Raw genomic sequence first — 17,684 nt, forward strand, 5'->3', positions numbered from 1 at the left:
TTCTAAATAAGAATTGTTTATATATTTGCAGTGTTATTAAGAATTGGTCTAAATAAATATAATGCGATTTCGATTAGTATCAACAATACTACTTATAGGTACTCAGTTTGTAGCGGCACAAAGCCAAATAGAAAATCTTAAAGACTCTATAGTATCACAGCAACTAGACGAAGTTATTGTTACCGCAACAAGAACAGAAAGGCAGTTGTCTTCACTTCCCCTGCCCGTAACTTTAGTAGGCAAAAAGCAAATTATAAAATCTGGAACCGTACGACTTAATGAAATACTGAACGAGCAAACAGGTATAATAACCGTTGCTGATGAAAGCGGATTTCAAGGCGTACAAATACAAGGTATCGCATCTGACTATATTCTTATTCTAATAGATGGCGTACCTCTTGTGGGTAGAAGTGCAGGTAATTTTGATTTAAGCAGATTAACCGTAGGGAATATTAAACAGATTGAAGTCGTAAAAGGTCCCGCGAGCTCTTTATATGGTTCTGAGGCCTTAGGCGGAGTGATTAATATTATTACGGAAAAACCACAAACGGAAGCCTTAAGTGGTAATGCATCTTACAGAATAGGAAGTTTCACTCAACAGGATATTAATCTAGATTTGAAACAAGCATTTAAAAAGTTTCGTTATGGATTTTTCGTTAATAGATTTTCATCTAACGGGTATGATCTAAATGAAGATGTAGAAGGGCAAACCGTGAATCCGTTTACCAACTACACTTTAAATGGTCGTTTGTATTATGATTTCAACGATAAACTATCCCTATTCACCTCCGCACGTTATTACGATCAAAACCAAGATGCAGGTTTTACACTAGACAGTATACAATATGAAGGTAATACCAAAGAACGTGAATGGAATACTCACGCCAGACTAGACCATAAATGGACCCCAAATCTTACCGTGGCCTACGAGCTTTATTATACAAATTATATGGCTACGGAATTATTGGCAGATCCTATTTCTACAAATGTATTGAGTGATAGTGATTTTAACCAAAAACTATTTCGCCCAGAAGTACGTGGCAGCTACACCTTTGCTTCTGAAAACGAAAATAATACGGGGTTACAAAACGGAACTTTAACTGCTGGTATGGGTATACAATTAGATGAGCTAGACAGAACCTATTTTGATGAAACAGTCAACTTCACCTCTCAATACCTTTATGCACAGTACAATTTTAATCCTATTGAAAAGTTGAATATTATTGCCGGCGCACGGTTTGATAATCACTCAGAATACAACAACCAATTCAGCCCTAAATTGGCTTTGCGTTACCAATTAAATAACAATCTATCGATCAAGGGTTCTGTTGGCTACGGTTTTAAAGCACCCGATTTTAGACAGCTGTATTTCGACTTTACCAATTCTGTCGTTGGATACACCGTACTAGGCTATAATGTTGCTTTAGACAAACTACAAGAGTTAGTAGAACAAGAACAGATCCTTAGTGTATTGGTTACCGAAGATGAACTTGACAAACCTTTAGAAGCAGAAAGTTCTATTGGGTATAACCTAGGTTTTAATTTAAAACACGGTCGTGGAAATACAGAGGTAAATTTCTTTAGAAACGATTTCAAAAACTTGATAGACACACGCATTATCGCCCGTAAAATAAATGGTCAAAATGTATTCAGTTACATGAATTTTGATGAAATATACACCACAGGTTTTGAAATCAACTCAAGCTACAAAATTACCGATGAACTGAACATTAGTGCCGGGTACCAATTGCTATATGCTTTTGACAAGCAGAAAAAACAAGATGTAGCAGATAATCAAGTATTTGTGCGGGATACTGAAAGTGGGCAGTCGGTCGCATTATCACAGTCAGACTATTTCGGCTTGGTGAATCGCTCTCGACACAATGCTAATTTTAAGGTGTATTATGATATACCGTCTGCCAGTACCAATGTAAATATGCGTGTACTGTATAGAAGTAAATACGCGCAGTACGACACCAATGGAAACGACCTCATAGATAATTATGATACCAGTTTTATAGATGGTTTCGTAACCTTAAATGCAGCGATAAGCAAAACATTTTATAAAAATCTCACATTACAGGTAGGTGCCAATAATCTATTGGACTATACCGATAACAATATCCCGACAATGCCGGGAATTCAAGGATACCTAAAACTAAATTATCAATTTTAACCCACCTGACAACGCGCAGGTATTAATTACATGACCATGACGAAGAACATTTTAGCAGTAGCATTTTTAGCAGTGGCATTCGCCTCTTGTAGCAACGACGATGACAGTACCCCAGCAGAACCGTTATTAACTGAAACGGTAAGCAATCTATACGCCCCACAAACAGGAGGACAAGGCGAACCCGTTGGTGGCGAATTCACCAAATTCGATTTTGAAACAGGCGCAGAAACTACTAGTGATACTGATTGGGACATTGCCTTTAGAGGAACAACAATTGCCGTAAACGGTGGCGTTGCAACAGGTACAACAGATGAACCAACAAGAAAAGGAGATGTTAGCGCTGCAATAGTAACTGGAACATTTACCAGTGTAACCTCTGCCGCCGACCTTACTTTCAACCAAGACTCAGAAACATCATTTGCCATACCAACAGGTAGCGATAATGGCTGGTACAATTACAATTCTGAAAGCTTTACCGTTACCGCTATACCTGGTAAGGTGTTTGTTTTTAAAACTACAGAGGGTAATTATGCTAAAGTAGAATTTATAAGCTACTACGAAGATGCCCCAGCGGTGCCAGATCCATTTACCGATGCAACACCCTATTATACTTTTAACTATGTATACAACCCTAACGTAGGGGAAACTTCTTTTGAATAGTTTGTTTTAATTTAAGTTGTTTATAAAAGCTCGTCTGTAAAGACGGGCTTTTTTTATTTAGTATAAAGTAGTTGTTAATACAGTTTAAACTAGTAGGGGGTTTATTCAAATGTAATTTGTTATATTGGTGGTATAAAATTAAATATATAACATATGTTATATATTTAATTTTTAGCGTTAATACGTCCAAAAATCATCAAATAGGATAGATTTGACTATATCATTCTTAGATTTGGAAAAGTAAAAAACTCTTAAATCAGCCAACTTTGTATCATAATCTTAATTTAAAGAATATGAATACAAAAAAAGTATGGTTTATTACAGGTGCATCGAAAGGTTTAGGATTAATATTAGCCAAAAAACTTCTTTTACAAGGTTATAATGTTGCCTCTACTTCAAGAAACAAACAATCCTTAATTAAAGAGATTGGAGAAGAAAATGAAAAATTCTTACCAATTGAAATGGATTTAACGAAAAACGAAAATGTTAAAAAAGCTATTGAAACTACGATTAATCATTTTGGTAGAATTGATGTTTTAGTTAATAATGCTGGTTATAGTCAAATTGGAACTTTGGAGGAACTTTCCGAAGAAGAAGTCGAAAATAATTTTAAAGTAAATGTGTTTGGCTCTCTAAACGTGATTAGAAATACTTCAAAATATCTACGCAAACAAAAATCGGGACACATTTTCAACATCGCTTCCATAGGTGGTTATACAGGAAATTTTTCAGGTTTTGGAATTTATTGCTCTACAAAATTTGCTGTTGCAGGCTTTACAGAAGCTTTAGCTGAAGAAATGAAAGCGTTTGGAGTACACACAACCTTAGTATATCCTGGTTATTTTAGAACCAATTTTTTATCAAAGGGTTCTGTAAAAACACCTAATAATCCAATTGAAGAATATAAATCTGCTCGTGAAATGGAACAAGCACATTTAAAAGATATAGATGGTAATCAACCTAATGACCCAGAAAAAGGAGCAGAAGTATTAATCGCTTTAAATAAACAAGAAAATCCACCAATACATTTTTTTATGGGGGAAGATGCGCATCATTATGCTAACCTAAAAATAGATGCAATTCAGGAAGCTCTGGAAGAAAACAGAACTTTAGGAACATCTACAGGATTTAAAAAATAATTTTGAAAGCAAATGACAATAGAAGAGTCAAAAGAATATATTGGAATGTGGGTAACCCAAGATGAAAATATCCGTCACGAACTACTTCCAAACAATAGATATGACGAAGCAAGAGGGAATAAAAAAAGTGCTTACCAAGGAGGCTATCTTGTAACAGGAAATCATATTGATTATAAAGATGATACCGGATTTACCGCTGATGGAGAATTCAGAAATGGAATCCTATATCACGCAGGAATGGTGCTAAATAAAGAAAACTAATTCATACATTTAAATAATGAAAACGATACATCAATTTAAATCTATTAGAGAGTTTCATAACTATTGTAATTTACCTAAGCCTGAACATCCACTAATTAGTTTAGTAGATTATAGCAAAGTAAATTACCCTACAGATTCTGATAAAATTAAATGGGTGCAAGATTTTTATTCTATTGGTTTGAAACGAAATGTAAGTGAGAAATTTAATTATGGACAACAAGAATATGATTTTGATGAAGGTGTATTTTCATTTGTTGCACTACAACAAATATTGACGATTGAAATAAATCAGAACATACAAGTAAATGCGTCTGGGTGGCTACTTCTTATTCACCCAGATTTTTTATGGAATACACCATTAGCAAAATCCATTAAAAAATATGACTTCTTTGGTTATGCTGTTAATGAAGCTCTTTTCCTTTCCGAAAAAGAAGAAAATATTATTATAGAGCTTTTAAAAAATATACAAAGAGAATATCAATCTAATATTGATAAATTCAGTCAGAATATTATTATTTCACAAATTGAGTTACTACTCAATTATGCTGAACGTTATTACGAAAGACAATTTATTACAAGAAAAATCAGCAATCATCAAATTCTTATAAAACTGGAAAGAATATTAAACAATTATTTTAATAATAACGAAACACTTATTAATGAAATTCCTACCGTTACTCAAATTGCAAATGATTTAAACCTTTCTCCTAATTACCTAAGTAGCATATTAAAAAATATTAGCGGTCATAGTACACAACAGCACATTCAGAATAAATTAATTGAAAAAGCAAAAGAGAAATTATCAACTACAGAATTAAGCGTGAGTGAAATTGCCTATCAATTAGGTTTTGAATATCCTACTTCATTTAGTAAACTATTTAAGAATAAAACTAATATTTCCCCTATTGAATTTAGACAATCTTTTAATTGAGTAAAAGTACTACCGCTAACAATATATAAAAAACATAGGGCATTTGTGCTAAACGAAAGTTCTGTGTTTATTTATAAAGTCCATAAAATATAAAATATGGCATTTATAGCAGAAAAGATAAAAGCAAAATATTTATATTTAGTTAAGTAGTAAACCGAAACGAAAGTGCTTATCACCTGCCCTACATTTTTTATACTTAACGTATGCAATGCCCAAAAACAAAAAACTAATTAATTTAAATGAAGTATACTGATAGCAATTGCATTAGGATTGATTGGAAAGAAGAAATTAATGAAACTGTTTCTTTACTTACTCAAAAATGGGATCAGCATCATAATGTTTTTTCTGATAAAAAATTTAAATCTCTTATTGAAAACTATAATTCTGAACCCACAGAGGAATACTTACTTGCTTTAGGTCAAGAATTAAGTACTTTCAACCTTACTCTTTACAACATAACAGAGGATAGTGACTCATATTGTTTAGTACTAATAGAAGAGCAAAATAAAATAGACTTTGAAAAGGAAAACAAAAAAAACAAAATTAATTTTCAACTTCAAAAACAACCAAGAAAAAAATGGGGAACATCAGCAAAACTAATAAACCTATCCTCGCAAATTCCTTTTGAAAAGCAATCTATAAAAGGTCATTTAAGATTAAACTATCCTCTATCTGTTTGTCAAGAAAGATTTTACACAAAAGGTGGTGGTTATGAAAAAAGTAAATATTATTTTATTGACACGAAAATATGGCCATTAAAAAAATTTGAAACTAAAGCTGTTAATTATACTAATTCTTCCATAACAAACAATTACCATTGTGCTATATTTAAGAACGAACTTGATAAAACTGGAATTATTAAAATCAGTAAAAGTCCATTTGATATTAATACTTGGGAACAAGTAGCTTCTACTGATAAAGTTCCAACTTTAGCTTTTCCATTTTGGGTTGATAACGACCTGTTAGTATTAGATAAAAAAAATGTTTGGTTAGTTTCTTCCGTCACCAGTGGCAATAGAAAATGTGAAAAAATATTAGAAGTAAATACGCCACGAAGATATATTCACGGGGAATTTCCAAGAGTATTTAAAACAGGAAATGGCGATGTTTATATTCTGCTTCATTTTACCTTTTACAAATGGGAAAATAGAAAACTCATCGATACAGGATTATTTGCAGAAGAACATTCCGACTTTAGTGTTTTTCAAACAGGAAACTATCGAGTTGTGTATGTTTCAAAGGGAGACTTAATTGAAATTGACTTTAAAACTAAGAAAACAAGAAAACGGAATTTAGAATATTTGGATTCAGGCACCAGTATTAAAAAATACTCAGAGGATTGGGCTGTATTAAAAAGATTTGGTCGAACAAATAAGTCCGTAGATTTAGCTCAATTTTGGCATCCTAAAACAGACACTTGGATTCGTATGCCTTTAGGCAAAATCGGGAAATTTGGAATTTCTGATATTTTTTCACATCCAGATAAGTATACTATCATTAATACAGGAAAAGAAACAATATTAAAAATAAACAATCTAATTGAAAAACTAAAATTGGAACCAGAAAACATACTCAAACTTGATGATTGGAATCAACATTGGAAACCTGAGCTTGAAAATGTAAAAAAAGATAAAACATCAAACTTTTGGTCGAGAATAAAAAAGAGACTGGAAAAATAACACTGCATACAACAATGGCTACAAGTAATTTTTTGTTTTCTCAATCAACTTCTGTTTTAATATTTGATTCTCTATATTTTATAAAAATTTACGAAATTCATTACTTAGGTAATTTGTAGTTTTGCTCTTCAATTTTTAATTTATGACCTATCAAGATGTATTTCTTATTTTTTGGAAACAAGTAACAGAGAGTGTAGAAAAAGGTGATTTTGCGAAATTAACCATGGCAAAAACCATAGGTAAACCTAATCTGAGAAATATATTTGTAAGACCAATCTATTCTGAAGATGGCTTTAAAGTCTTACTTAAATTTCGTTATAGATCTAGAGAGACAGAAGATCAAGCCGAAGAGCTTACTTTAGATGAGGCTTTTATCATTTTAAAATCACATCTTAAAACATCCTTCTCTACAGTTCTATTATTTACCACTACAAAAGACGTGCTTTTAAAAGTTAATAAAAAGGGGGCTGCAAGCTTTACTGAAAATCCTCCAACTTTCAGCGATATTACTCAGGCTAAGATTGACGATTAGAATAGCCGAATAAAATGATAATGAAGACAAATCTTTAAATTTTGCTTTGAACAAGGAAAACAAAATAACACACCAGAATGTACCCCTTCGGTACGGTCGTGCAAAACAAAAAACTAAGTACATAGCGAAAAGCAAACGATAGTTTGTTTCCACACTATTCATAGCCAAACCATTAGAAATAACTTACTATTTCAATAAAAATTCTCCTGTAAAATGTTGCTGTTGTTTTTCAGGAAATATATGAAAACCAACTGCTTGCATGTCGCGGAAGAGACGCTCAAGTTCAAACATTCGGTAAAAACTTTTTCCGCCTGCTGTTTCCATCGCTTTATTGACCGTTTTTGTACATGCATTTGCTACCAAAGTCTTTCTAGCCAACATTTCAACACCTGTTCTTTCTTTAGCTTGAAAATCTAAATCATTAGCTATTTCAATCATATCTTTATGTAGCACTTGAGCCAATGTAAGGCTATTGTATATTTCTCCAAGTAACAAAGTACTGTGAAGAGGTCTGCTTTGTTTTGCTTTTGACTTTTCTAACGTTAATTTCATCGCCTTTTCTGCGATACCTAAATAAGGTGCCATTATTAAAGGCAATGCAACAGTTAAGACAACATTCCAAAACATAGGAAATTCACCTTTTACTCTTTTCATTACTATAGCGTCTTCTGAAACAAATACATTATCAAGTACTACGGTCTGTGACCCTGTACCACGCATTCCCAGTGTGTACCAATCATCTAACAATCATATTCCGTTAGAATTCATAGGTACCATAAAATGGAGTATTTGCCCACCCTCTTTTTGATCATCAAAAGGAATACTAGTCACCAAAAGATCGCCTACTGCAGATTGACTCGCAAATTGTTTTTTTGCCGAGACCAAATAACCATGCTCAACTTTTTTCATGGTGCCATTAGAATCTAATCAGTCGTGAGCACCTGTACTAACCAACATTAACTTATTATCTACTACACCTTTTACAAACTCTTCTCCAGTGCCTTCTTGTTTATATTTCCAAATATTTGCGGCTAGTAAATGCTGGTGCATTGAAAGTGCCAAAGCTGTAAAAGAACAATAATGCGCTATTCTAACCAATATAGCACACATGTTAGTAAAGGAAACTCCATAACCTTTTAATGAATTTGGTATCATGACCATTAAAAATCCATGCTTTTTCAATAAGCCATAATTATCGGCTACAAAAGTATCTGCCTGATCATGGGCTATTCCATTTTTAGTTAATTGATCACCAAGTTGGTCTATTACATCCAACCATTTCTTTAATTTGTTTTCATGAGTATTCATAATACATCTGAAGTTTTAATCTATGACGCCTTTCAAACAGACAGTTGTGCTTTTTAAAATTTTAAAGGAGTAATACCATTTTCGTTCTTGAATATTCTTGCAAAATGGGCAGGGCTTTCAATAAATTGACTAAGTGTGTCAAAATGATAATTTTGAAAGAATAACACAATAGCACATATAAAATTGTTATTTTCAACTTAGTCAAAAGGTCGTTTCACGTTTGCTATGTTTAGATTTTCTTCGGAAAATCCTCGTATAAAAAACCTCAAATTTCCAAATACTAACACGTTAGATGCAAACAGAACAAAAGAATATGAATAAAATTTTGATACTACTATTGAGTCTAATTTCTTTTTCCATTTTGAGTCAAACTACTTACGAGATTAATGGTTTTTCTAAAAAATACAAAGGTGAATTGACTATTGAAAATGGTTTTGAGGATGATGTTTTCAAGAAAGGAGAAATTTCAATTTATGATATTAATAAAAACATCATAACAATAAAATCTGAAGAGTTTACATTTGAATTGACCAGTGATGGAAACATAGAAACGGATATTGTAGAGTTACCCTATGGGAAGCAAAGTATTATCATTTATCAAGACTTCAATTTTGACGGTAAAAAAGATTTAGCGGTAATGGATGGACAATTTAGTTGTTATCACGGTCCGTCTTTTCAAGTATATCTTGAAACAGGAGAAGGCTTAAAACATAGTCCTGAATTTACAAGATTAGCTCAAGAGTATTGTGGTATGTTCCAAATTGATTATGAATCAGAAACAATTAATGCAATGACAAAAAGTGGATGTTGTTGGCATCAATTCTCAGAATTTAAAGTTGAAGAAAACAAACCTATCCCAGTAAAAATAATTGAACGGTCATTTAGCCCGGATGGTCTTACTGAAGACTATGTAGAAAAAAACAGAAAAGATGATACTTTAGTAGAGACAAAATACAGTTACCTAGCCGAAGAAATTGATATTATTGAAGTGTATTCAATGAACTTTGAAAACGGAAAAAAGATGAGTGTGTTTCGAGCTTTTGCTTTTGAAGATTATTTGTTTTATGTATTTACAGATATAGACAGTAAAATAGAGTTACTCTTCAAAGATGAATTTATTTATAATAAAATTGAAAACACCTTGACATTTATTAACAAGAATGTAGATTACAAAGTTGATTCAGGGGGTATTTTAGTAAAAACATCAAAAAGAGAAGTGTATCTAAAAGCAAAAGATATTGGAGAAAACGTGACGCTATCAAGCCTTTCTGAATTGAAATTGAAGAATTTAAGTACAAAATAGTCTATACATAATATTATATAAAATAATATCGGTTTAATTGCTAAACGCAAAGCACTTAAAAAAGTTTCTGTTTGACCGAAAAGTTAGTACGTATCCATCCACTACTATTCTTACTCCAACCGTTGGCAAACATATGAAGAATCAATTTGCTATAATTTCTATCCTTCTACTTTTATTGACTTCTTGTAAAAGCACTGCTGTAGATTTGGAGAAATTTGAAAAGATTTTAGGACCAGAAAAAAGTGAAACACTAACTAAGCTGACCGAAGACTTTGAAAATAACTTTTTAGCAAAAAACTATCCAAACACAGATTTATCCGAAAGTTATTGGAATTTTATAGTGGAAATTACACAGCAAAGTTTTCCAAATAAAAGCGAATTAGTCTCGAAAGAGAATGAAAAGAACTATATATCAAGTGGGTTAATAAACGAAAAATATCAATATCCCGATTCCGTATGGGTTAAGGAAAGAGAAATAGTTTCAAGATGGACTTACAAAGACGAAAGAGGTAAAATCAAAAGTTATGAAGATTCAAGATTTATAAATTCAAAAGATTCAGTCAAAATAGATTCACTCTTTGCTTTGGCAAAAAATCAAATAAAATTTAACTACTATGGAAATTACTTTAAAGCACTCGAAGTTGTAAAAAGCGAAAGTTCTTTTATAAATTTATACTACACTTACACAGCAGCTTCAGGTTATACCCCTGTCAGTAGTCTTTTACAAGGAATAAACGATTATAATATGGAAATTACTGGTACTGTTGAAAGGCGAGTATTGGTTTTAGCCTTAGTATATTAAAATACGTTTGCAAACCCAACCTAAATGTAATGCGGTATTTAAAGAAAAATCGAAAGGTCTGCGTATATTTATGATATCGCTAAATCTTATGGATTTAGCTTTCGAAGAGATAATATAAAACCAAACCAGTCTCGCCATCAAGTAGGCAATATTCTTTAGTTTTGTGATAAGACTAAAATAAAAAATTATCTTATTACCGTGCTACGCTTAGCCTAGACATTGGCGGTCATCTAGCACAGCTTACCATTAAAAAAATAAAGATTAAAAAAATGAAAGCTTATAATCTATGCCTCTTTATAATTATATCGTTCTTACTAATTTCTTGTAATGGGCAACAATATTCCAATTATAAATATTCTAAAAAAGAAACAGAACAATTTTTAGATGATATTGTAAAAAATGCAAAAATCTCTATTGGAGATATTACAGAAATCAAAAAGGAACAAACGGATGAATTATATCTTTTTACAAGATATCCGATATCTGAAACGGAAATTGAAGAATTTGATAAAAACAACGGAACCATAACCAACAAAGACGATGATATTTCTGATTTTACAACATATTCGTTTAAAGACTATGAACTTATAACTGAAAACAACGAGAAATTACAATTTGTAGATAATGGAAGAGCTGTATACTTACAAGAATACGCTATATGGGAATATAATAATGTTTTATACCGAAATTTAGGCTTTGAAATAAAATTGAATAAAAAATATGAAAAACTAAAAGGGCATATTACAATTGAATTTGAAATGCCCAGAAACGTTAAAAGAGAAATTAAAATTGCTGTAAACACCACGATTTATGACAAGTTACCTGAATAAAAACTACCCCCAATACGGTTTTCAAAACATGACTTAATTGATTCTTCTTGGAGAAATGACCCTGACATCTTCTCTACGGCGTATTTAGAAGACTGTAAATTAAAAAATAACAGTACAAGAAATGGAAAGGCCGTATATATAATTGAAGGAAGCTACATTAAATTAAAGAACACTACTATTGCTGATGCAAATAAGTCTATTAACCCTACGTGTACTCTAATTTAAGATAATGGCAAATAATTAATTTTGTAGAGATAATATTGTTATAATGAGAGGTAGCGCACAGAAACCACCACAGCTTAAATGTGTTAAACCATATTTTATTGCGAATAAAAATTTTCTAAAACTTGTCATAATACAAATAAAGGGCGGTGCTCTAAGCACTGCCTTTTATTTTTTCTTAGAATGGATGATCATTGAGCATTGTTTATTTACCATATTACCACATTATTATTGCTCTGAAGGTTTAAAATAATGAAGGTTAAATTCAAACTATTTAATTTTTAATTACATAAATACTGTCCTAAAAATAAATTATATAAAAATTAAACCATGATATATTTCCTTTTTACTTAATGATTTGTTTTAACATTCAAATTAAAACGCCGTTATGCATAAAGCACTATTTTTTATAACCTTTTTATTTTTTTCCTTTGCTTCTTTTGCTCAAGAAAATTCGTTGAAAATTTTAAACAAAAGAATTGCAAAAGAAATTACAATTAAAGAGAACAAAAGAATAACAATAAGAACTCATAATGGTGAAAAAATTTCAGGAAGGTTTACAATATTTGACGAACAATCAATAGAAATAAAGAATCAGAATATATTGATTTCAGACATAGTCAGTATTAAAAAAAATCCTCTTTTATTATCACTTTTTACCAACGGTCTTTTGGTTTATATAGGTTTGGCAACTATAGCTATAGGTACAATTGCCGGAATTTTTGGGGAGTCATCTGCATTTTTATTGACAATACCAGGTGCAGCAATAATTTACGCAGGAGTAAAAGGCCCCAATTTCTTAAAGAATTATAAAACCAACAAAGAGTGGAGTTTTAAAACAATGTCAATACCGCAGTAAACTTAGTAGCGTTATTTTGTAATAAACCATGACCAAGTTCGACAAGTATATTATAGAAGTAAAAGATTCTCTTTTCTTAAATTTAATTATTCTTAAAACGCCTTAAAATGATTTTAAAGAACTTAGATAACAAAAGCCTAGCAATTCATTTATTACGCATTTCATTCGGAATTAATTATTTCTTTCATGGAATAGTAAGGCTACCTAATTTAGATAAGTTTGTTTCGGGAATGCAGAACACTTTTAAAGATACCCTATTACCCGAAATTTTAATAACTCCATTAGCATATATAATTCCGTTTGCCGAACTTATTATCGGTCTTCTATTAATTCTAAATAAATTTACTAGAGAAACACTAATTTCTACTTTCGCTCTTATGAACATATTAGTGATAGGTAGCTCTTTTGCTCAAAAATGGGACTTGGTAGGCTTACAGGCTTCTTATATTGGTTTCCTGTTTTTACTACTATATTTTATGAACGAAAAACCTAAAATAAATTAAAAATATCGCTTTTAATTTAAGACAGACTATTGTCAAATAGTAGAGAACAGTCGATCAGGTTAGTGATATTAATATTTCAATTACTTAAGAATATTAATCTGCAATACATCCAAAAATCACAAAAATTAGTATTCTTATTTCTTTAATTATTTATAATTAAATTATCTTTCCCGAAGTATTATAACTTACTACAGTATAAAACAATATTAAAAAGAATGGAACGATTAAGTGAAAAGTACATCATTACTAAAGATATGGAATGGGAAAATCTTGGCGGAGGTGTGTCAAGAAAATTCTTAGGTTACGACAACCAGATCATGATGGTAAAAGTAAAATTTGACAAAGGTGCGTTAGGTGCTCCACATCAACATTTTCATACTCAGGCTACCTACTGTGTTTCTGGCAAATTCGAATTTGAAATTGATGGAAAAAAACAAATTGTAGAAGCAGGAGACGGGGTTTATATTGAGCCTAATTTATTGCATAGTGCAGTTTGCCTTGAAGAAGGTATGCTTATTGACACGTTTAGTCCGGTAAGAGAAGATTTTTTAAGTGGTGGTGGTGTGTCTTATTTTGGAGACAAAAAATAGTAAAAGAATACCCTGCACATAACAGTATTTTTTTTAAGCAAGGTTTAATTAAAAGTTAATTACTGTTTCGTGTTTTCTTAAAAAATACAAAAACGTATATGCGATAATGCTTCCGACCGGTCGCTTTTCGCATATGCTTTTTTTTTCGGCAAAAATTTAGATGAAGCCTTTTACACCTCATATTTACTTTTAAGATACTAACAAAATCATAAAAATAAATCCCATTTCCTTTATTTATTACAAACAACAATCTATATAATTAGACAAAAATGAAAAGTTTAAAAGAACAAACAGAGGCTAAAATTGAAGCGGGTAGAAAAGCCAAGCCTGAGTTTATGAAAGGTGTTGATGATATTATCAACAAGGCAAAATCTTTTCAACAAGGAAGTGAGGCTCTCAAAATTGATCAAAAAGCTCCAGAATTTACACTTCCGAATGCAAAAGGTAAAGCCACTTCATTACAATCTTTCTTAGACAAAGGTCCTGTAGTTGTTACTTTTTATCGAGGAGATTGGTGCCCTTACTGTAACTTACAACTTAGGGCTTTACAAAGTAAATTAAAAGAAATACAATCTTTAGGTGCTACATTAATAGCTATAAGTCCGCAAGTACCAGACGGCTCATTGACAAAAACCGAAATAAGTAAAATGGACTTTACCGTATTATCAGACCAAAATGCGAAAGTTGCTATGGCATATGGGGTAGCCTGGGAAGTTCCTGAATTTTTAATGGAACACATGCGAGTTGACAGAGGTCTCGATTTAGAAATAATAAATAACGGAAATGCAAACATACTACCTATTCCCGCTACATTTATATTAAATACTGATGGAATTGTAACTTGGAATTATGTGAATGTTGATTATAGAACTCGATCTGAACCTGATGAAATTATTGAGGTGTTAAAGAGTTTTTCTTAAGCTATCAAATTTTAAAGATTGAATAACATCAATAGCTATTAACTATGCTTTAAAATATTAAATTTACAGGTAAGAACGAACGCTTGAAAAAACTACTTTCCATATCGATAGTAATAGCACTCATGTTACCCAACTTGACGAAGGTTGGTATCTTCATTAATTTTACAATGAATCAAGATTTTATTGCAAAAGTACTTTGTATCAATAAGAAAAAACCAATGCTATCGTGTAATGGAAAATGCTTTTTAGCCCAAAAACTTAAAAAGGCAGAAGAGAAAGAAGAAAAGCAATCCCCTACTCCTAAAAAAGAACAAATTGTGGCACAATATTTCTTCTCGAAAAATTCTTTTTTTACTATTAATCAATTAGTTAATCACACTAAAGAAACACTGTCCACATACACTAACATACAGTATACTTCTTGTTTTCTATCATATATATTTAGACCTCCAAAACAAAATTTAATTTAAATTCTTATTTCTATTTAATAGAAATACTCAAAACCTAGAATCAATATTTTTAGGTTATTCAGGTAAGGTATATTCTTACTTGACAAAAACTAATACCAAATATTTAAATTAAATAAAGTGAGTATGAAATACTTATTAACGGCAGTACTATGCTTTGTAATCACAAGTAGTATTGCCCAAAATATAGAGGGAATAATTAAGTCTACCAATGGGGAATCGATACCGTTTGTCAATATTTTAGTGCTTAATAGTGATATAGGAAGTGCAGCGGATATCGAAGGTAATTTCGATCTAAACTTAGTACCTGGAATGTACGAATTACAATTTAGAGCAGTGGGTTATGCAACTAAAGTAGAAACCATAAAAGTTACTACGAATAATTTAAAATTACAGATTATACTTTTCGATCAAACCGAATCTTTAAACGAAGTAGTAATAACCGCTAATAAAATAGAAACAGACCTGCAAAAGACCCCATTGGCTGTTACAGCTCTAAATGCAGCACAATTAGAAGAATACAGAGTTTGGTCAATTAGTGACTTAACGGCACTTGCACCAAGTGCATTCACAATTGAGCATGGGAATAGTACAGGTTCCAATTTTTTAAATTTTCGTGGTGCAATGGGCTTTACTAACGAACAGTCTGTTGCTACCTATGTTGACGGGGTCTATCAATTTGACTTTTATTCTGCACCACTAAACTTTAACAATATCGAGAGAGTAGAAATACTTCGTGGACCACAAGGAACACTATATGGCAGAAATGCTTTTGGTGGCGTGCTTAACGTTATTACAAAAAAACCTAAAAATACCACATCGGGGTTTTTAGAGCTTGATTTGGGTAATTATGAGCAACAACGTTACAGCCTGGGGTATAATACCCCGTTAATAAAAGATAAATTATTTATAAATACCGGACTTCAATTAAATAAAAGAGGTGCAGTTTATGAAAACCCTACTATAGGTACCGATGAGTTTGATGGAAAAGAAGCCTATAGTGGCAATATTAATCTAAAATATATAGCCTCTAATAATTGGACACTTGATTTAACTACAAGATATGAAAACAATAAAGATAAGGGAGCATACCCATGGGTAGCTACAGATAGCATCGCTATTAATGAACCTTACAAGGCTTTTGGAAATTATGATAATACCGAACGTCGAAAAAACTTTAATGCATCTTTTGCTGCTCATTATTATGGCGAAAAATTCAACTTCACCTCTATAACCGCTTTTGTAGATTATGAAAGTTGGTTCGATGATCGATACGATTTTGATTTTACCTCTTCCAAATTTATTAGCGGAGACACATCAAATGATCAAAACCAGGTAACGCAAGAATTTCGGTTTACATCACCGGCAAATGAGAGTAAATTAAGCTGGACAGCTGGCACCTACCTTTTTCTTGAAAAAGCAAAAAGCAAATTCATTACTTATTATGAAGAGGATTTTGCAATATTTGACCCTTCGGCACCTTATTCAACTATTACAAATGGTGTAAAGGATAATATAGGAATTGCTTTTTTTGGTCAAGCCAATTATGCGATTACAAAAAAAATTGATGTAACCGTAGGAACCCGTTATGACGTTGAACATCGTAAGCTAACTCAGAATTCCAGTTTTGAAAAAGATGGTTTAGTTTCTGTTTCATCTGAAGATAGCTCTAACGACAAAACCTTTAATGCCTTTACGCCTAAATTTATTTTAAATTATCAAGTAACCGATAATTCTATGATTTATGGGTCTTATGCAAAAGGGTTTAGAATAGGTGGATTTAATTTTGGGAATGAAACTAGTCCTACCTACGATCCTGAAAAATCAGATAATTACGAAATTGGAACTAAAAATAGTTTATGGAAAGACAAATTAAAACTAAACATAACCGCTTTTTATTTTCAACAAAAAGACCAACAATTAACGACTACTACAGATGGTGCCACCTATGCCACAGAAAACATTGGTGACATGGACAATTACGGTTTAGAACTTGAACTTTCAGTATTACCATTCAAAAATTTACAAGTAGATTGGATTGCTAGCACCTCTAATAGCAATTATAAAAAACTTGAACTATTTGACGCAAATACTTTTACAACAATTGATTACAAAGGTAATCAAGCAATATACACCCCTGTTTACCAATCCTTAATAGCGGCACAATACAATGCTTCAATTTCAGAATCCAACCAGAATTTAAAACTATTTCTAAGAGGTGAACTTAAGTATATTGGTGAATATCAACTAGATTTCGAAAACAGTTTAAGCCAACAGGCATATACTACACTTAACACTCGTTTCGGTATCACAAGCAACCATTTTAATCTTGCTTTTTGGGCTAGGAATATTACCGATGAGCGTTACTTATCTTGGGGGTTTGGCTCTTATATGTTGGGAAGCCCTAGAATGTACGGCATTACTTTGACCGGCAAATTATAATATAAGTTAAGTAAAATTAAAATATTTTGTTATTACGAAGCAGTAATTCGAGTAAAACTA

The 17,684-nt window shown here is 31.7% G+C and carries 19 protein-coding genes; 16 read left to right on the forward strand and 3 right to left on the reverse strand.

What is annotated here, in order from left to right; all coding sequences use genetic code 11:
- The first annotated feature begins 61 nt into the window (after positions 1 to 61).
- From ACJJVP_RS16715 to ACJJVP_RS16745, 7 genes are all read left to right on the forward strand, one after another.
- Positions 62 to 2,176: a TonB-dependent receptor plug domain-containing protein gene (locus tag ACJJVP_RS16715; protein WP_405415466.1), complete on the forward strand. Its 2,115-nt coding sequence runs from the start codon at positions 62 to 64 to the stop codon at positions 2,174 to 2,176.
- Positions 2,177 to 2,212: 36 nt separating this feature from the next.
- Positions 2,213 to 2,836 (forward strand): HmuY family protein, encoded by a 624-nt coding sequence (locus ACJJVP_RS16720; protein ID WP_405415467.1) that lies wholly within the window; start codon positions 2,213 to 2,215, stop codon positions 2,834 to 2,836.
- Between the two features lie 293 nt (positions 2,837 to 3,129).
- The gene (locus tag ACJJVP_RS16725; protein ID WP_405415469.1) at positions 3,130 to 3,975 is read left to right on the forward strand and encodes an SDR family oxidoreductase; all 846 of its coding nucleotides are present in this window, start codon (positions 3,130 to 3,132) and stop codon (positions 3,973 to 3,975) included.
- A 12-nt stretch (positions 3,976 to 3,987) separates the two neighbouring features.
- Positions 3,988 to 4,236, forward strand: a complete 249-nt coding sequence (locus ACJJVP_RS16730; RefSeq protein ID WP_405415472.1) for an Atu4866 domain-containing protein — start codon at positions 3,988 to 3,990, stop codon at positions 4,234 to 4,236.
- A gap of 16 nt (positions 4,237 to 4,252) precedes the next feature.
- Entirely contained in the window at positions 4,253 to 5,167 is a 915-nt protein-coding gene (locus ACJJVP_RS16735; RefSeq protein ID WP_405415474.1) for a helix-turn-helix domain-containing protein, read from the forward strand.
- A gap of 239 nt (positions 5,168 to 5,406) precedes the next feature.
- Entirely contained in the window at positions 5,407 to 6,846 is a 1,440-nt protein-coding gene (locus tag ACJJVP_RS16740; RefSeq protein ID WP_405415476.1) for a hypothetical protein, read from the forward strand.
- A gap of 142 nt (positions 6,847 to 6,988) precedes the next feature.
- Positions 6,989 to 7,378, forward strand: coding sequence for a hypothetical protein (locus tag ACJJVP_RS16745; RefSeq protein WP_405415478.1), 390 nt, complete (start codon positions 6,989 to 6,991; stop codon positions 7,376 to 7,378).
- A 186-nt stretch (positions 7,379 to 7,564) separates the two neighbouring features.
- Here the strand turns inward: ACJJVP_RS16745 and ACJJVP_RS16750 are convergent, their stop codons facing one another.
- The 3 genes from ACJJVP_RS16750 to ACJJVP_RS16760 are packed head-to-tail and all read right to left on the reverse strand — an operon-like array spanning position 7,565 to position 8,686.
- Positions 7,565 to 8,098 carry an acyl-CoA dehydrogenase family protein gene (locus ACJJVP_RS16750; protein ID WP_405415480.1) on the reverse strand — a complete coding sequence of 178 codons (534 nt, stop codon included), beginning with the start codon at positions 8,096 to 8,098 and terminating at the stop codon, positions 7,565 to 7,567.
- 27 nt (positions 8,099 to 8,125) lie between these two features.
- Positions 8,126 to 8,287, reverse strand: coding sequence for a hypothetical protein (locus ACJJVP_RS16755; RefSeq protein WP_405415481.1), 162 nt, complete (start codon positions 8,285 to 8,287; stop codon positions 8,126 to 8,128).
- An 18-nt stretch (positions 8,288 to 8,305) separates the two neighbouring features.
- Positions 8,306 to 8,686, reverse strand: a complete 381-nt coding sequence (locus ACJJVP_RS16760; RefSeq protein WP_405415484.1) for an acyl-CoA dehydrogenase family protein — start codon at positions 8,684 to 8,686, stop codon at positions 8,306 to 8,308.
- Positions 8,687 to 8,999: 313 nt separating this feature from the next.
- Between ACJJVP_RS16760 and ACJJVP_RS16765 the strand changes: the two genes are divergently transcribed.
- The 9 genes from ACJJVP_RS16765 to ACJJVP_RS16805 all read left to right on the forward strand — a co-directional run bounded on the left by ACJJVP_RS16765 (position 9,000) and on the right by ACJJVP_RS16805 (position 17,624).
- Positions 9,000 to 9,989 (forward strand): XAC2610-related protein, encoded by a 990-nt coding sequence (locus ACJJVP_RS16765; RefSeq protein ID WP_405415487.1) that lies wholly within the window; start codon positions 9,000 to 9,002, stop codon positions 9,987 to 9,989.
- A 133-nt stretch (positions 9,990 to 10,122) separates the two neighbouring features.
- The gene (locus ACJJVP_RS16770; RefSeq protein WP_405415489.1) at positions 10,123 to 10,791 is read left to right on the forward strand and encodes a hypothetical protein; all 669 of its coding nucleotides are present in this window, start codon (positions 10,123 to 10,125) and stop codon (positions 10,789 to 10,791) included.
- Between the two features lie 269 nt (positions 10,792 to 11,060).
- Complete coding sequence (locus ACJJVP_RS16775; protein ID WP_405415491.1) at positions 11,061 to 11,621, forward strand: hypothetical protein; 561 nt, start codon at positions 11,061 to 11,063, stop codon at positions 11,619 to 11,621.
- Between the two features lie 610 nt (positions 11,622 to 12,231).
- A complete protein-coding gene (locus ACJJVP_RS16780; protein WP_405415493.1) occupies positions 12,232 to 12,702 on the forward strand; it encodes a hypothetical protein in 471 nt (156 codons plus the stop codon).
- Positions 12,703 to 12,809: 107 nt separating this feature from the next.
- Complete coding sequence (locus ACJJVP_RS16785) at positions 12,810 to 13,205, forward strand: MauE/DoxX family redox-associated membrane protein (protein WP_405415496.1); 396 nt, start codon at positions 12,810 to 12,812, stop codon at positions 13,203 to 13,205.
- A 215-nt stretch (positions 13,206 to 13,420) separates the two neighbouring features.
- Positions 13,421 to 13,795 carry a cupin domain-containing protein gene (locus tag ACJJVP_RS16790; protein WP_405415498.1) on the forward strand — a complete coding sequence of 125 codons (375 nt, stop codon included), beginning with the start codon at positions 13,421 to 13,423 and terminating at the stop codon, positions 13,793 to 13,795.
- Positions 13,796 to 14,064: 269 nt separating this feature from the next.
- A complete protein-coding gene (locus ACJJVP_RS16795) occupies positions 14,065 to 14,715 on the forward strand; it encodes a peroxiredoxin-like family protein (protein ID WP_405415501.1) in 651 nt (216 codons plus the stop codon).
- A gap of 83 nt (positions 14,716 to 14,798) precedes the next feature.
- A complete protein-coding gene (locus ACJJVP_RS16800) occupies positions 14,799 to 15,185 on the forward strand; it encodes a hypothetical protein (protein ID WP_405415502.1) in 387 nt (128 codons plus the stop codon).
- 123 nt (positions 15,186 to 15,308) lie between these two features.
- Entirely contained in the window at positions 15,309 to 17,624 is a 2,316-nt protein-coding gene (locus ACJJVP_RS16805) for a TonB-dependent receptor (RefSeq protein WP_405415505.1), read from the forward strand.
- Positions 17,625 to 17,684 lie beyond the last annotated feature (60 nt).

It is taken from the genome of Maribacter sp. Asnod1-A12, from assembly GCF_045063735.1.
Lineage (GTDB): Bacteria > Bacteroidota > Bacteroidia > Flavobacteriales > Flavobacteriaceae > Maribacter.

What these genes read in the sequence shown, in the direction of transcription:
- ACJJVP_RS16715 (WP_405415466.1), top strand. Translation starts at nt 62, where the DNA reads ATGCGATTTCGATTAGTATCAACAATACTACTTATAGGTACTCAGTTT.
- ACJJVP_RS16720 (WP_405415467.1), top strand. Translation starts at nt 2,213, where the DNA reads ATGACGAAGAACATTTTAGCAGTAGCATTTTTAGCAGTGGCATTCGCC.
- ACJJVP_RS16725 (WP_405415469.1), top strand. Translation starts at nt 3,130, where the DNA reads ATGAATACAAAAAAAGTATGGTTTATTACAGGTGCATCGAAAGGTTTA.
- ACJJVP_RS16730 (WP_405415472.1), top strand. Translation starts at nt 3,988, where the DNA reads ATGACAATAGAAGAGTCAAAAGAATATATTGGAATGTGGGTAACCCAA.
- ACJJVP_RS16735 (WP_405415474.1), top strand. Translation starts at nt 4,253, where the DNA reads ATGAAAACGATACATCAATTTAAATCTATTAGAGAGTTTCATAACTAT.
- ACJJVP_RS16740 (WP_405415476.1), top strand. Translation starts at nt 5,407, where the DNA reads ATGAAGTATACTGATAGCAATTGCATTAGGATTGATTGGAAAGAAGAA.
- ACJJVP_RS16745 (WP_405415478.1), top strand. Translation starts at nt 6,989, where the DNA reads ATGACCTATCAAGATGTATTTCTTATTTTTTGGAAACAAGTAACAGAG.
- ACJJVP_RS16750 (WP_405415480.1), bottom strand. Translation starts at nt 8,098, where the DNA reads ATGCGTGGTACAGGGTCACAGACCGTAGTACTTGATAATGTATTTGTT.
- ACJJVP_RS16755 (WP_405415481.1), bottom strand. Translation starts at nt 8,287, where the DNA reads ATGAAAAAAGTTGAGCATGGTTATTTGGTCTCGGCAAAAAAACAATTT.
- ACJJVP_RS16760 (WP_405415484.1), bottom strand. Translation starts at nt 8,686, where the DNA reads ATGAATACTCATGAAAACAAATTAAAGAAATGGTTGGATGTAATAGAC.
- ACJJVP_RS16765 (WP_405415487.1), top strand. Translation starts at nt 9,000, where the DNA reads ATGAATAAAATTTTGATACTACTATTGAGTCTAATTTCTTTTTCCATT.
- ACJJVP_RS16770 (WP_405415489.1), top strand. Translation starts at nt 10,123, where the DNA reads ATGAAGAATCAATTTGCTATAATTTCTATCCTTCTACTTTTATTGACT.
- ACJJVP_RS16775 (WP_405415491.1), top strand. Translation starts at nt 11,061, where the DNA reads ATGAAAGCTTATAATCTATGCCTCTTTATAATTATATCGTTCTTACTA.
- ACJJVP_RS16780 (WP_405415493.1), top strand. Translation starts at nt 12,232, where the DNA reads ATGCATAAAGCACTATTTTTTATAACCTTTTTATTTTTTTCCTTTGCT.
- ACJJVP_RS16785 (WP_405415496.1), top strand. Translation starts at nt 12,810, where the DNA reads ATGATTTTAAAGAACTTAGATAACAAAAGCCTAGCAATTCATTTATTA.
- ACJJVP_RS16790 (WP_405415498.1), top strand. Translation starts at nt 13,421, where the DNA reads ATGGAACGATTAAGTGAAAAGTACATCATTACTAAAGATATGGAATGG.
- ACJJVP_RS16795 (WP_405415501.1), top strand. Translation starts at nt 14,065, where the DNA reads ATGAAAAGTTTAAAAGAACAAACAGAGGCTAAAATTGAAGCGGGTAGA.
- ACJJVP_RS16805 (WP_405415505.1), top strand. Translation starts at nt 15,309, where the DNA reads ATGAAATACTTATTAACGGCAGTACTATGCTTTGTAATCACAAGTAGT.